12 protein-coding genes are annotated in these 13,613 nt (G+C 63.3%); 6 read left to right on the top strand and 6 right to left on the bottom strand.

Going from position 1 to position 13,613, the window contains the following annotated elements; all coding sequences use genetic code 11:
• Window positions 1-23: 23 nt before the first annotated feature.
• The gene (locus IFT76_RS17185) at window positions 24-1,814 is read left to right on the top strand and encodes a GspE/PulE family protein (RefSeq protein ID WP_122479853.1); all 1,791 of its coding nucleotides are present in this window, start codon (window positions 24-26) and stop codon (window positions 1,812-1,814) included.
• Window positions 1,815-1,936: 122 nt separating this feature from the next.
• Window positions 1,937-2,254, top strand: a complete 318-nt coding sequence (locus IFT76_RS17180) for a DUF2388 domain-containing protein (protein WP_122479854.1) — start codon at window positions 1,937-1,939, stop codon at window positions 2,252-2,254.
• A gap of 103 nt (window positions 2,255-2,357) precedes the next feature.
• Here IFT76_RS17180 and betT read toward each other — a convergent pair whose 3' ends face one another.
• Together betT and epsC are read right to left on the bottom strand one after the other, a co-directional pair.
• Entirely contained in the window at window positions 2,358-4,319 is a 1,962-nt protein-coding gene (gene betT / locus IFT76_RS17175; protein WP_185794803.1) for a choline transporter BetT, read from the bottom strand.
• A 234-nt stretch (window positions 4,320-4,553) separates the two neighbouring features.
• Window positions 4,554-5,492: a serine O-acetyltransferase EpsC gene (gene epsC / locus IFT76_RS17170; RefSeq protein WP_185794723.1), complete on the bottom strand. Its 939-nt coding sequence runs from the start codon at window positions 5,490-5,492 to the stop codon at window positions 4,554-4,556.
• A 274-nt stretch (window positions 5,493-5,766) separates the two neighbouring features.
• On the opposite strand from epsC, the gene tcyJ reads away from it, so the two are divergent.
• Genes tcyJ through tcyN form a run of 3 tightly spaced genes read left to right on the top strand, consistent with a single transcriptional unit; the run spans window position 5,767 to window position 7,977 of the window.
• Entirely contained in the window at window positions 5,767-6,558 is a 792-nt protein-coding gene (tcyJ, locus tag IFT76_RS17165) for a cystine ABC transporter substrate-binding protein (protein WP_122479857.1), read from the top strand.
• The gene (gene tcyL / locus IFT76_RS17160) at window positions 6,558-7,223 is read left to right on the top strand and encodes a cystine ABC transporter permease (RefSeq protein ID WP_122480127.1); all 666 of its coding nucleotides are present in this window, start codon (window positions 6,558-6,560) and stop codon (window positions 7,221-7,223) included. Before tcyJ ends, tcyL begins: the two co-directional genes overlap by 1 nt.
• A gap of 4 nt (window positions 7,224-7,227) precedes the next feature.
• Complete coding sequence (gene tcyN / locus IFT76_RS17155; RefSeq protein ID WP_192059444.1) at window positions 7,228-7,977, top strand: L-cystine ABC transporter ATP-binding protein TcyN; 750 nt, start codon at window positions 7,228-7,230, stop codon at window positions 7,975-7,977.
• A gap of 6 nt (window positions 7,978-7,983) precedes the next feature.
• Here tcyN and IFT76_RS17150 read toward each other — a convergent pair whose 3' ends face one another.
• The 4 genes from IFT76_RS17150 to IFT76_RS17135 all read right to left on the bottom strand — a co-directional run bounded on the left by IFT76_RS17150 (window position 7,984) and on the right by IFT76_RS17135 (window position 12,131).
• A complete protein-coding gene (locus tag IFT76_RS17150) occupies window positions 7,984-8,892 on the bottom strand; it encodes an SdiA-regulated domain-containing protein (protein ID WP_192059442.1) in 909 nt (302 codons plus the stop codon).
• 128 nt (window positions 8,893-9,020) lie between these two features.
• The gene (locus IFT76_RS17145) at window positions 9,021-9,932 is read right to left on the bottom strand and encodes an SdiA-regulated domain-containing protein (protein ID WP_192059439.1); all 912 of its coding nucleotides are present in this window, start codon (window positions 9,930-9,932) and stop codon (window positions 9,021-9,023) included.
• A gap of 110 nt (window positions 9,933-10,042) precedes the next feature.
• Window positions 10,043-10,708: a fumarylacetoacetate hydrolase family protein gene (locus IFT76_RS17140; RefSeq protein WP_192059437.1), complete on the bottom strand. Its 666-nt coding sequence runs from the start codon at window positions 10,706-10,708 to the stop codon at window positions 10,043-10,045.
• Window positions 10,709-10,736: 28 nt separating this feature from the next.
• The gene (locus tag IFT76_RS17135) at window positions 10,737-12,131 is read right to left on the bottom strand and encodes an FAD-binding oxidoreductase (RefSeq protein ID WP_192059435.1); all 1,395 of its coding nucleotides are present in this window, start codon (window positions 12,129-12,131) and stop codon (window positions 10,737-10,739) included.
• 214 nt (window positions 12,132-12,345) lie between these two features.
• Between IFT76_RS17135 and serA the strand changes: the two genes are divergently transcribed.
• Window positions 12,346-13,575 carry a phosphoglycerate dehydrogenase gene (gene serA / locus IFT76_RS17130; protein WP_122479863.1) on the top strand — a complete coding sequence of 410 codons (1,230 nt, stop codon included), beginning with the start codon at window positions 12,346-12,348 and terminating at the stop codon, window positions 13,573-13,575.
• Window positions 13,576-13,613 lie beyond the last annotated feature (38 nt).

Here is a 13,613-nt window from a genome sequence, read left to right as displayed (position 1 = left end):
CGCACCGCCAAGGAGGCCTCCGCATGACGCTCGTCGCCACTCCCCGCCGACATTGCCACGACGGCAGCCTGAACCTCGATGATCTGATCGACGCCCTGCTCGTCGAAGGCCTCATCGCAGCGGACGTCGCCCAGGCACTGTGCGACGACTTGAAACAGGAATGCGCGCACCCAGCCCACCCCCTGCAACGGCTCGCCGACTGCCGATTGCCTGACCCGCGTCAACCCGGGCACCTGCTGACGCTCGAGGTCTTGAGCCGGTGGCTGGCGGACCACGCCGGGCAACCCTACCTGCGCATCGACCCGCTGTGCATCGACGTTGCCACCGTGGTCGCCTTGATGCCCCAGGCCTTCGCCATGCGCCACAACATTCTCGCCGTGGCCGTGGACGAACACAGCGTTACCATCGCCAGCGCGCAGCCCTGGCAGCGCCAGTGGGAAGCCGACCTGGCCCACGCACTCAAACGCTCGATCAAGCGCGTGGTCGCCAACCCCGCGGACATCCAGCGTTTCACCGAACAATTCTTTCAGCTGGCGCGCTCGGTCAGCGGCGCCAGGGTCCAGGGCCAGCCCGGCGCCGCGGGCAATCTGGAGCAGCTGCTGCAACTGGGCGACATGGCCACGGTGCCCGCTGCCAGCGACCAGCACGTCATCAATATCGTCGACTGGCTGTTCCAATACGCGTTCGAGCAGCGCGCCAGTGACATTCATATCGAGCCTCGGCGCGACTTCGGTGCGCTGCGCTTTCGTATCGATGGCTTGCTGCATTGCGTGTACCGGTTCCCCGAGCAGGTCACTCTGGCTATCGTCAGCCGCCTGAAAAGCCTGGGGCGCATGAACGTCGCGGAGAAGCGCAAGCCTCAGGATGGCCGGATCAAGACCCGCCTGCCGCAGGGCCAGGAAATCGAGCTGCGCCTGTCCACCCTGCCCACGGCCTTCGGCGAAAAGCTGGTGATGCGCATCTTCGACCCTCAGGTGTTGCTCAAGGATTTCGCCCAGCTGGGCCTGGTGGCCGAAGACCTGCGGCGCTGGCAGCAGATGACCTCCCAGGCTCACGGCATCGTGCTGGTCACCGGACCCACGGGTTCGGGCAAGACCACCACGCTGTACACCACCCTCAAGCAGCTGGCGACCCCGCAGATCAACCTGTGCACCATCGAAGATCCGATCGAGATGGTCGAACCGGCCTTCAACCAGCTGCAGGTGCAGCACAACATCGACCTGGACTTTGCCAGTGGCCTGCGTGCACTGATGCGGCAGGATCCGGACATCATCATGATCGGTGAGATCCGCGACCTGGAGACGGCCGAGATGGCGATCCAGGCGGCCCTCACCGGCCATCTGGTGGTATCGACCCTGCACACCAACGATGCCGTGGGCGCGATCACTCGCCTGCTGGAACTGGGTGTCGCGCACTACCTGATCAAAGCCACAGTGCTGGGCGTCATGGCGCAGCGCTTGGTACGTACGCTGTGCGAAGACTGCAAGGCGCCGGTGCGCATCGACCCGAAGAGCTGGCAGGCGCTCATCGAGCCTTGGCGCATGGCCGTGCCCGAGGGTGCGCGGCGGGCCGTCGGCTGTCCGCGCTGTCGCGACACCGGTTACTGCGGACGTGCCGGGGTCTATGAAGTGCTACTGATAAGCGACGGCGTGAAGGCCTGCATCGACGCCCACACCGACCTCGCCGAGCTGCGGCGCCAGGCCTGCCGGGAGGGCATGCGCAGCCTGCGCCTGAGTGGCGCACGGCAGATCGCCGCCGGCCTGACCACGCTCGAGGAGGTGCTGCGCGTCACCCCGCGCATCGAGTCGCTTTAACGCCACCGCGGCAGGCAAGCCGTTGGCCTTGGGGAACTTGGACGTGGTTGGCCGTATCCAACGTGCGAACGACAACTGCCCCGGATTACATTCGTACCGGATCACACTGTGGAGTCTCGATCATGCGCCTCAAAACCGCCGTTGCTACCCTCGCGTTGCTGTCCCTGCCCGTAAGCTCGGCCATGGCCGACCCCTTCTGGCGCAACGTGCTCTCTTCCGGCGCCACGACCGGCTCCTCCTACCTGACCTTCAAGGATCACAAGTTGATCATCGCCGCCCAGGACGATGCCGGCAGCTTCGTGGCCAGCGAAGGCGGTATCCGTGGCCCGTACCTGGAAGCCGCGATCCACAAGGTACGCGCCGAGAACCCTGGCCTGCAGGCTTCCGACATGGATCTGGCCAACGCCATCCTGGCCCGGAACGCCGTCGCCGACAACTGACAGCGCAGCCATGAAAAAACCCTCGCACCCAGGTGCGAGGGTTTTTTTGTGTGCAGGTTATTTGCACGGGCGCGAGCAAGGGGCTGTGGGCCCCTTGCCGCTGTCAGCGCACCAGATGCAGGAACTGCATGTGCCGTTCGTACTGGTCGAGGATGTCGTTGATGATCTGCTCCTTGCTGTAGCCGACCAGGTCGTAGTCCTGGCTGCCTTCGGCCAGATGCACCTCGGCACGGTAGTAGCGCCGGTTCTTCAGTTCCTGATTGCCCATGCCGCCACGGGCGAAGGATGGCGTGAAGTAACCGCGCATCTGCACCTGATAGATGAACGGCCGCTCTTCACCATGACCGATCTCGAAGATCACGTTGTCGTGAGGCGTGTCCTCTTGCGCAACGGCATCCAGGCCCTTCTCGGCGAACGATGCGGTCACTTCGGCCACGGCAGGCCGTACGTGGGTGTCCATGAACCGGTACACCTCGTCACGCGAGGGGAAGCTCACGGCCTGACTCAACCGCTGCCGCCAGCCGCCACGCCCTGGGCGCGAGCTGGCAACCGGGGCCAGCGAATACAACTGGGCGATCTTGCGCTGGCTTTCCATGTGGAACGCCTTGTGCAGTCCCCACATCATCGCCAGCAGAATGATCGAGAACGGCAGCGAGGTCAGCACCACCGCCGATTTCAGCGAGTCGATGCTGCCGGCGAACAGCAGGCCGCTGGTGACCAGCGCGGTCATCGCACCCCAGAATACCCGCAGCCATTTCGGCCCGTCTTCGTCGGGGTTGCCGCCACGTGCCGACAAGGTGGAGAGCACGACGGTGCCCGAGTCGGCCGAGGTGACGAAGAACACGAAACTGATGAACACCGTAACGGCAATCACCGTCCTCGCCCATGGGTAGGTTTCGAGCAGCAGGTAGAGGGTCATCGACGGGTCGTCGATGGCTGACTGGCCGATGGCAGCCATGCCGTGGTTGATCACCTGGTCGATGGCGCTGTTGCCGAAGATCGACATCCAGGCCAGGGTGAAGCCCAGTGGGATCAGCAACACGCCGAAGACGAACTCGCGAATGGTGCGTCCGCGCGAGATGCGCGCAATGAACAGCCCCACGAAAGGCGACCAGGCAATCCACCAGGCCCAGTAGAACACCGTCCAGTTACCCAGCCAGTCGCTGGGTTTGTCGTAGGCATAGACGTCGAAGCTCTTGCTGGGCAGTGCACCCAGATAATCGCCAACGTTCTGCACCAGGGTGCTGAGCAAGTGCTGGGTCGGCCCGGCGAACAGCACGAAGAGCAACAGCGCACAGGCCAGCAGCATGTTGATGTCGGACATCACCCGCACGCCCTTGTCGACGCCGGAGACCGCCACCAGAATCGCTGCACCCATCATCAGGGTGATCAGGATCACCTGCACCCACTGGGTGTGGGCAACGCCGAACAGGTAATCCAGGCCGGAATTGAGGTGCAGCACGCCGAACCCCATGTCGGCCCCCAGGCCGAAGATGGTGGCGATGATGCCGAAGCCGTCCACGGCGTAGCCGATCGGCCCGTTGATGCGTTTGCCGATCAGGGGGTAGAGCGCCGAACGCAGCGCCAGCGGCAGGTTGTGGCGATAGGCGAAATAGGCCAGGGCCATGCCGACGAAGGCGAACACGCCCCAACCGTGCAGGCCCCAGTGCAGGAACAGCAACTGCATGGCCTGGCGCGCGGCCTCCTGGGTGCCCGCCTCGCCCTGCGGCGGTTGCAGCATATGGGTCAGCGGTTCGGAAACGCAGAAGAAGAACAGCGTGATGCTGATGCCGGCGGCAAACAACATGCCGGCCCAGGACAGGTAGCTGAACTCGGGCTCGTCATGATCGGCCCCCAGCTTGATCTTGCCGTAACCCGACAGCGCCGTGACCACGACGAACACCAGGTACAGGGTCATGGCCAGCATGTAGTACCAACCGACCGTGTTGGCGGCCCAGCTTTGCGCCGCCATCAGCCACTGGCCAGCTGCCTGCGGAAAGGAGATGACGACGATGCCGAAAATCAGGATGAAACTGGCGGCGAAGTAGAACACCGGAGGGTTCATGCGCACGTTGCCGCTTGGCGCTGATGAAGATGCACTCATGCGCGGTGCACTCCACACGTTCGTAAATGGAAGAAACTGGGCGTTTTCAGCAAGGGATGGCCTCCTGTTGAACGCGAATCGCGATCCATGGTTTTATTGAACGAGCGTTCAATTAAAACACGACTGATGGTAGATGGCCAATTGATGGGCCGAACGGTCCTGCCTGGCAGGCCGTTCGCGGCGTCCTGCCAAGCCCTATTTCTGACTGCCGTCGTCGTGCACCAGGTTGGCTTGGGTGAGGTTGCTGCCGGCCGGCACGGTGCGCGTGAGCCAGACGTTGCCGCCAATGGTCGAGCCCTGGCCGATGGTGATGCGACCCAGGATGGTCGCGCCGGCGTAGATGACCACATCGTCCTCGACGATCGGGTGGCGCGGATGCCCCTTCTGCAGCTGCCCGGACTCGTCCGCGGGGAAGCGCTTGGCGCCCAGGGTGACCTGCTGGTAGATACGCACCCGCTCGCCGATGACGGCGGTTTCGCCGATCACCACGCCCGTGCCGTGGTCGATGAAGAAGCTTGGGCCGATCCGCGCGCCGGGGTGGATATCGATACCGGTCGCCGAATGCGCCAGTTCCGAGCTGATGCGCGCCAGCAACGGCAGGCCGGCGAGATACAGATGGTGAGCGAGGCGATGATGGATCACCGCGAGCACGCCGGGATAGCACAGCAATACCTCATCGACACTGCGCGCCGCGGGATCGCCGTGATAGGCGGCCAGCACATCGGTGTCGAGCAGGCGCCGCAGGCCGGGCAGCGCCGCAGCGAAATCCTGGATCAGTTCCAGGGCCCTGGCGTCGACGGCGGGCAAGTCGCAGTCGCCATTGCGCGCGGCGTAGCGCAGTTCCAGGCGGGCCTGGGTCAAGAGTTCGTTGAGCGCGGCGTCCAGGGTATGGCCTACATAGAAGTCTTCGCTTTCTTCGCGCAGGTCCACCGGCCCCAGGCGCATCGGGAACAACGCGCCGCACAACTGCTCGAGTACTTTGGCCATGGCCTCGCGCGACGGCAGCTCGCGGCCGCCCTGCATGCCGCAACTGCGTCCGTTCTGCCGGCGCCAATCGGAGCGCGCCTCATGCAACTGGCCGACGATGGACTGCAACTGCCAATGGCCTCTGCGTGCCTGAGGAATGTCGTTCACGGTTATACCCTGCCTTGTGTGGAAACAGCGATGGCCGCCGATTGGCGCCCACCATACGGGAAAAATCCAGGCGGTAAAAAGAACGCTTTGGACGTGTCGTGGAGCATCTGAACATAAGCCGCGGTCATACGTTCCGTGGGCGCCGAGGGGGCTTGTGGGCCAGCGTGGCGGTGCCTATAGTCCTGTTTTCCCATTGCGCCTTCGCCTCGACGACCGGTAACCGCACAGGTGGCCGCCGACGCTGCGAAACCCTCCCTCATTTCAAGGATCCGCCATGAAGTTTCCCGCATTGCGCAAACACCTGCTGATCGCCGGCCTGGTTCTGGGCAGTTCGCTGCTGGGCCAGGCAATGGCTGGCGAACAGTTGCAGAAAATCAAGGACGCCGGTGTCATCAACATCGGCCTGGAGGGTACCTACCCGCCGTTCAGCTTCGTGGACGAAAACGGCAAGCTGACCGGCTTCGAAGTGCAACTCTCCGAGGCCTTGGCCAAGGAACTGGGCGTCAAGGTCAAGCTGCAGCCCACCCCATGGGCCGGTATTCTCGCAGCGCTGGAGTCCAAGCGGCTCGACGTCGTGGTCAATCAGGTGACCATCTCCGATGAGCGCAAGAAGAAGTACGACTTCTCCAAGCCCTACACCGTGTCCGGTATCCAGGCCGTGGTCGCGAAGAAGAATGCCGACAGCATCAAGCAGGCCTCCGACCTGGCCGGCAAGAAAGTCGGCATGGGCCTGGGCACCAACTACGAGCAGTGGCTCAAGGACAACGTGCCGAGCGCCGTGGTGAAAACCTACGACGATGATCCGACCAAGTACCAGGACCTGCGCGTCGGCCGTATCGATGCGATTCTGGTGGACCGCCTGGCCGCATTCGACCTGATCAACAAGACCAACGAAACCCTCGCCCTGGCAGGCGATGCGTTCTCGCGTCAGGAAGCCGGGATCGCCGTGCGCAAGGGCGAGCCGGAACTGCTCAAGGCACTCGACGACGCTCTCGACAAACTGCGCGCCGACGGCACCCTGGCCAAGCTGTCCAAGCAATGGTTCAGCGCTGACGTCACGCAATGATCGAGAGCAGCCTGCAGCTGATGCTCGATTCGGCACCCTTTCTGCTCAAGGGTGCCTACTACACGGTCTTCCTCAGCCTGGGCGGAATGTTCTTCGGCCTGCTGCTGGGGTTCGGCCTGGCGTTGATGCGGTTGTCCCGAAGCCGCCTGCTGAGCTGGCCGGCCAGGGTCTACGTGTCGTTCTTCCGCGGCACGCCGTTGCTGGTCCAGCTGTTCGTCATCTACTACGGCCTGCCGCAGATCGGTATCGAACTGGACCCGTTGCCCGCTGCACTCATCGGCTTTTCGCTGAACATGGCCGCCTATGCCTGTGAAATCCTGCGGGCGGCGATCGCGTCCATCGAGCGCGGTCAGTGGGAGGCAGCTGCCAGCATCGGCATGACCCGCGCGCAGACCTTGCGCCGGGCCATCCTGCCGCAGGCCATGCGCACCGCCCTGCCGCCACTGGGCAACAGTTTCATTTCACTGGTCAAGGACACGGCACTGGCAGCGACCATTCAGGTACCGGAGCTGTTCCGCCAGGCGCAGTTGATCACCGCCCGCACGTTCGAGATCTTCACCATGTACCTGGCGGCCGCATTGATCTACTGGCTGTTGGCAAGCGTTCTGGCGCACCTGCAGAATCATCTGGAACGGCGGGTCAACCGCCACGACCAAGAGGCATGAAGCAATGATCGTGGTAAAGGGCCTGACCAAACAGTTCAATGGCCACAGCGTGCTCAAGGGCATCGACCTGGAGATCGCCGCCGGTGAGGTGGTGGCGATCATCGGCCCCAGCGGCTCGGGCAAGACGACCTTCCTGCGCTGCCTGAACCTGCTGGAAACACCTACCAGTGGCCAGATCCGTGTGGGCGACATCGAAATCGACGGAGCCCGCGTGGCGCAGCAGCAGGGCCTGATTCGCGAGTTGCGCCAGCAGGTGGGTTTCGTCTTCCAGAACTTCAACCTGTTTCCCCATCGCACGGCGTTGGCGAACGTCATCGAAGGGCCGCTGGTGGTAAAGAAGATGGCCATGGCCGAAGCGACCGAACTGGGCCGCGAGCTGTTGGCCAAGGTTGGCCTGGCCGGCAAGGAAGAGGCCTACCCCAGGCGGCTCTCGGGCGGTCAGCAGCAGCGCGTGGCGATTGCCCGGGCGCTGGCCATGCAGCCGCAGGTCATCCTCTTCGACGAGCCGACTTCAGCGCTGGACCCGGAGCTGGTTGGCGAAGTGCTGGCAACGATTCGGGGCCTGGCGCAGGAAAAGCGCACCATGGTCATCGTCACCCACGAGATGCAGTTCGCCCGCGACGTGGCCAATCGCGTGGTGTTCTTCGACCAGGGGGTGATCGTGGAACAGGGTCCGGCCCGCGAGTTGTTCGCCAACCCGCAGCAGGCACGTACCCGGCAGTTTCTCGACAAGTTCCTGCACCCGGAGGGCTAGCGCCGTTCAGCGCTTGCGGAACACGTAGAACAGGTTGGGTTCGCTGACCATATACAGGTTGCCATCGTCGTCCATGGCGATGCCTTCGGGTTGCGGTACGCTCTTGCTCAAGCCCTGGCGGCCCTTGCGCAGCGACATGGTGCTCAGGGGCCGGCCCTGCACGTCCAGTTCCAGCACCAGCAGCGATTCGTCCGACAGGGCCAGCAGGTGGCCGCTGCGCTCGTCGTATTGCAGGCTGGAAAGGTCGCGCACGAACAGGCCGGCATCGCGCCGGCGGTCCTGGGTCACCTGCACGTCCAGCGGCTTGTCGCTGACCCCACGCGGAAAGCCCTGCACTTCGTAGATCAGCATGGGATCGCGCTCGCGCGCCACGAACAGGCGCTTGCCGGTCGAGTCGTAGGCCAACCCCTCGAAACCCTTGTTGCTGCGGCCACCGAAGTTGAGGCTCAACTGCTCGGCCTGCTGGGCGTCGATGATCTGCGTATCGTCGGTGACGTTGACCTTGATCAGGCGCTGCTGGCGCTCGTCGGTGATCACGTAGACACCGGGGCTGATGTACTCGACCGCCTCCGGGTCGCCGAACCCGACCAGCGCGATACGTCGCAGGATGGTGCCCTGCAGCGACAGCTCGATCAGCTCCGAACGCTGGTTGGTAACGGTGAACAGGGTCTTGCGCGATGGATCGAAGGTCAGTGCCGAGATGTCGTCGTCCAGGCCTTCGACCACCTTCGCCTCGATATCCACCTGATAGCTGTCCAGGTTGATTGCGCCTGGCAGCGGGCCTCCGAGCCAGCGCTCGACGTTGAAACTGGCCCGTTCGATCCAGCGAAAGTGATGCAGTGCGGCGAAGGCGCAGATCAGTGCAAGCAGTGCCGCGATCAGCAGCAGGTGAATGGGTCGAACGAAGAAACGCATCGCGTCGGGCTCTGAAGTGAAGTGTGCGCATCAAACCATTAAATGATGAAGCCAGGCTTAAGTTTCTACGGATTGATTTGTAGGAAACGTCGAAGCAATTGCAGCGCCAGAAGACGCTGCTATCCGGCTCAACGCTTGCGCAATACGTAGAACAGATTCGGCTCGCTGACCAGGTAGATCGTGCCTTCGTCGTCCATGGTCACGCCTTCGGCGCGGGGAATGGTGTCCTTGAGGCCGTTCATGCCGCCCAGCAGGGCCATGAAGCTCCACTGCTTGCCGGTTTCGTCGTATTCCATGAGCAGGTGCGAGTCGGCCGAGAGCAGCAGGCGGTGACCGGTGCGCGGATCCACTGCCAGCGCCGAAAGGTTGCGCATGTCCAGGTCGGGCGCATCGAGGCGTTGCTTCTCGCCGGCGGGCAGGCCATCGCTGCCCAGCTTCAGCGAGAACAGCGCCGGTGGTCTTTCTTCGCCGAGCAACAGGCGCTGGTTGCGCGGATCCCAGGCCAGGGCTTCGAAAGCCTTGTTCTGGTCCGCCGAAGGGCCGAGGTCGAACGGCGCGAAGTCGGCGATGTTCAGCTCGCGGGTGTCGGCCTCGACCTTGACCACGGTCAGTTGGTGCTGGCGCTCGTCGATGATCGCCAGGCGCCCATCGGCGAGTGTGGTGACGGCCTCCGGATTGCTCCAGCCGGTCAGCGGCATCTTGCGCAGCACGTCGCCCTGCAGGCTCAGCTCGACCAGGTAGGGGTTCTTGCCCATCACCGCGAACAAGGTACGGGTGCCGGGGTGATAGGTGATGTCCGAAGCTTCGTCGCCTTCCATTCCGGGCAGGGCCTTGGCGTCGATTACGGCTTCATAGTCAGGCAGCCAGACACTGGCCTTGCGCTCGGTGCTGTTGTGCGTCCACTCCTGCACCCACAGCTCGGCGCGGTCGTCCCAGTGCAAGACCACCGCGACGATGTAGCCGATCAGCAGCACCAGCAAGGTCCACAGGTACCAACGTTTGTGCAGGGGGCGGGATGAATGCAGCGCGGCGCGGACCATGAAGTACCCTTGCTGGAGACGGATTCATACGGGCACATCCGAACAATGCACCCACTTGGGTGGGGGCATTATCCAGATCGAATGTAAAAAAAAGGTGAGGCGTGGGGCGACTACTGGACGCGGCTGGTGAAGCGGCTGACACCGGGCAGTTCCAGCACGATTTCGGCGCCGATTTCGAGCGGGCCTACCCCGGCTGGGGTGCCGGTGAGGATCACGTCGCCAGCCTGCAGCGAGAAGCACCCGGCCATGTACTGGATCATCGGCACGATGGCGTTGAGCATCAGGTTGCTGTTGCCGTCCTGGCGCACGTTGCCATCGATGGTCAGGCGTATCGGGATGTCGGTGAGGTCGGGGAAGCTGTCGGCCGATACGAACGGTGCGATCACTGCCGCGCCGTCGAACGACTTGGCGATTTCCCACGGCAGGCCCTTCTCGCGCAGGCGCGCCTGGACGTCGCGCAGGGTCAGGTCCAGCGCCGGGGCGAAGCCGGAGATGGCATCGATGACTTCTTCGGCACTGGGCCGGGTGCTCAGTGACTTGCCCAGCAGCACCGCGATTTCCGCCTCGTAGTGCACCGCGCCGCGATCGGTCGGAATGGTGAAGGTTTCCTGCAACGGCACCACGCAGCTGCTTGGCTTGATGAACAGCAGCGGTTCGGTCGGAATCGGGTTGTCCAGCTCCTTGGCATGCTCGGCGTAGTTGCGGCCGATGCACACCACCTTGCCCAGCGGAAAGTGGATGCGGGTACCGTCGATGTACTGGTGCTGGTAGCTCATTGCTCGAACCTCTGCTCAGATGAACGTATCAAATGGAAAAGATCTTGCCAGGGTTCATGATCCCATTGGGGTCGAACACTGCCTTCATGGCTTTCATGTACTGGATTTCGACCGGCGAGCGGCTGTACTGCAGGTAGTCGCGCTTGACCATGCCCACGCCGTGCTCGGCGGAGATGGAGCCGTTGTACCTGCGCACGGTTTCGAAGACCTCGGTATTGACCAGCGCACATTCGGCAAAGAATGCGTCCTTGTCCATGTGCTCGGGCTTGAGGATGTTCAGGTGCAGGTTGCCGTCGCCGATGTGGCCGTACCAGAGCACGTCGAATGCCGGATAGCGCTCGCTGACGATGGCGTCGATCTCGCGCAGGAAAGCCGGCACCTTGGAAATGGTCACCGAGATGTCGTTCTTGTACGGCACCCAGTGGGAAATGGTTTCGGAGATGTACTCGCGCAGCTTCCACAGGTTGCGCAACTGCTGCTCGCTCTGGCTCATGACGCCATCGAGCACCCAGCCCTGCTCCACGCAGTGTTCGAAGGTGGCCAGCGCGGTGTCGGCGATGTCGTCGGTGGTGGCTTCGAACTCCAGCAGGGCATAGAACGGGCAGGCCGTTTCGAACGGCGCCGGCACGTCGCCGCGGCCCAGCACCTTGGCCAGCGCCTTGTCGGAAAAGAACTCGAACGCCGTGAGGTCGAGCTTGCCCTGAAACGCATGCAGCACCGGCATGATCGCATCGAAGTCGGCGGTGCCGAGCACCATCGCGGTGAGGTTCTTCGGCGCACGGTCCAGGCGCATGGTGGCCTCGACGATGAACCCCAGGGTGCCTTCGGCGCCGATGAACAACTGACGCAGGTCGTAGCCGGTGGCGTTCTTGACCAGGTCCTTGTTCAGCTCCAGTACATCGCCCTGGCCTGTGACCACCTTGAGGCCCGCCACCCAGTTGCGCGTCATGCCGTAGCGGATGACCTTGATGCCGCCGGCGTTGGTGCCGATGTTGCCGCCGATCTGGCTGGAACCCGAAGAGGCGAAGTCCACCGGGTAGTACAGGCCGTTTTCCTCGGCCAGGTTCTGCAGCTGCTTGGTGATGACGCCTGGCTGGCAGACCACGGTGCGGTCGGTGGCGTTGAAGTCGAGCACCTTGTTCATGTAGTCGAACGACACCACCACCTCGCCGTTGGCCGCTACCGCCGCAGCCGACAGACCGGTGCGCCCACCCGAAGGGACCAGCGCCACCTTGCGCTCGTTGGCCCAGCGCACGATGGCCTGGACCTGCTCGGTGGTCTTGGGAAAGGCGATGGCGCTGGGTGCCGGGGCGTACTGTTTGGTCCAGTCCCGGCCGTAGGTGTCGAGCGAAGCGGCATCGGTGAGGACCTTGCCAGGCTCGAGCAGGGTCTTGAGTTCATCGATCAGGGCATGACGGTTCATGGACGCGACTCTGCAAGTGAAGGATTCACGAATCGGGCGATTCGCGGCCCGCGAAACCTCGGACCATTCATAGTCACCCTGAGAACGGCTCATGACCCAGGATGGGCGTACGACAGGGAGGCTATGCTAGCATACGCCCCCCGCCAATCGAGCCCTGGCCCGGTGTGCGCCGCTTCACTTCCTGCCATTTTTTTCGGGACACAGGTTTACGCAGATGAGCAAGACTTCCCTCGACAAGAGCAAGATCAAGTTCCTTCTTCTCGAAGGCGTCCACCAATCCGCCGTGGACGTCCTCAAGGCTGCCGGCTACACCAGCATCGAGTACCACACCAAGTCGCTGCCCGAAGCCGAACTCAAGGAAAAGATCGCCGATGCGCACTTCATCGGCATTCGCTCGCGCACCCAGCTGACCGAAGAGCTGTTCGACTGTGCGAAGAAACTGGTCGCCGTGGGCTGCTTCTGCATCGGCACCAACCAGGTTGATCTGTCAGCCGCTCGCGAACGCGGTATCGCGGTGTTCAACGCACCGTATTCCAACACCCGTTCCGTGGCCGAACTGGTGCTGGCCGAAGCCATTCTGCTGTTGCGTGGCATCCCCGAGAAGAACGCTTCCTGCCACCGTGGCGGCTGGATCAAGAGCGCGGCGAACTCCTTCGAGATCCGCGGCAAGAAACTGGGCATCGTCGGCTATGGCTCGATCGGCACCCAGCTGTCGGTCCTGGCCGAAGGCCTGGGCATGCAGGTGTACTTCTACGACACCGTGACCAAGCTGCCGCTGGGCAACGCCACCCAGGTCGGCAGCCTGACCGAGCTGCTGGGCATGAGCGACATCGTCACCCTGCATGTGCCCGAAACCGCCGCCACCCAGTGGATGATCGGCGAGAAGGAAATCCGTGCCATCAAGAAGGGCGGTATCCTCATCAACGCCGCGCGCGGCACCGTGGTCGAGCTCGACGCACTGGCCGAGGCGATCAAGGACAAGCACCTGATCGGCGCTGCCATCGACGTGTTCCCGGTCGAGCCACGCTCCAACGACGACATCTTCGAAAGCCCGCTGCGTGGCCTGGACAACGTCATCCTGACCCCGCACATCGGTGGTTCCACCGCCGAGGCGCAGGCCAACATCGGCCTGGAAGTGGCCGAGAAACTGGTCAAGTACAGCGACAACGGTACCTCGGTGTCGTCGGTCAACTTCCCGGAAGTGGCTTTGCCCGCGCACCCTGGCAAGCACCGTCTGCTGCACATCCACGAGAACGTGCCGGGCGTGATGATGGAGATCAACAAGGTCTTCGCCGAGAACGCCATCAACATCTCCGGCCAGTTCCTGCAGACCAACGAAAAGGTCGGCTATGTAGTGATCGACGTCGACGCCGATTACTCGGACCTGGCGCAGGAAAAGCTGCAACAGGTCACCGGAACCATTCGCTGCCGCGTATTGTTCTGATAGCGGCCGGATTGCGGTGTGCCTGGCACACCGCGTCC

This window comes from Pseudomonas sp. CFBP 13727, from assembly GCF_014841915.1.
Classification (GTDB): Bacteria; Pseudomonadota; Gammaproteobacteria; order Pseudomonadales; family Pseudomonadaceae; genus Aquipseudomonas; species Aquipseudomonas baltica.
This window is presented reverse-complemented; position numbering and strand designations above follow the sequence as displayed.

Bases quoted from the DNA above. Each gene is read 5' to 3' on its own strand.
- betT (WP_185794803.1), bottom strand. From the start codon at position 4,319: ATGAACCCTCCGGTGTTCTACTTCGCCGCCAGTTTCATCCTGATTTTC.
- IFT76_RS17185 (WP_122479853.1), top strand. From the start codon at position 24: ATGACGCTCGTCGCCACTCCCCGCCGACATTGCCACGACGGCAGCCTG.
- IFT76_RS17150 (WP_192059442.1), bottom strand. From the start codon at position 8,892: ATGCGTTTCTTCGTTCGACCCATTCACCTGCTGCTGATCGCGGCACTG.
- tcyN (WP_192059444.1), top strand. From the start codon at position 7,228: ATGATCGTGGTAAAGGGCCTGACCAAACAGTTCAATGGCCACAGCGTG.
- tcyJ (WP_122479857.1), top strand. From the start codon at position 5,767: ATGAAGTTTCCCGCATTGCGCAAACACCTGCTGATCGCCGGCCTGGTT.
- IFT76_RS17145 (WP_192059439.1), bottom strand. From the start codon at position 9,932: ATGGTCCGCGCCGCGCTGCATTCATCCCGCCCCCTGCACAAACGTTGG.
- IFT76_RS17135 (WP_192059435.1), bottom strand. From the start codon at position 12,131: ATGAACCGTCATGCCCTGATCGATGAACTCAAGACCCTGCTCGAGCCT.
- serA (WP_122479863.1), top strand. From the start codon at position 12,346: ATGAGCAAGACTTCCCTCGACAAGAGCAAGATCAAGTTCCTTCTTCTC.
- IFT76_RS17180 (WP_122479854.1), top strand. From the start codon at position 1,937: ATGCGCCTCAAAACCGCCGTTGCTACCCTCGCGTTGCTGTCCCTGCCC.
- IFT76_RS17140 (WP_192059437.1), bottom strand. From the start codon at position 10,708: ATGAGCTACCAGCACCAGTACATCGACGGTACCCGCATCCACTTTCCG.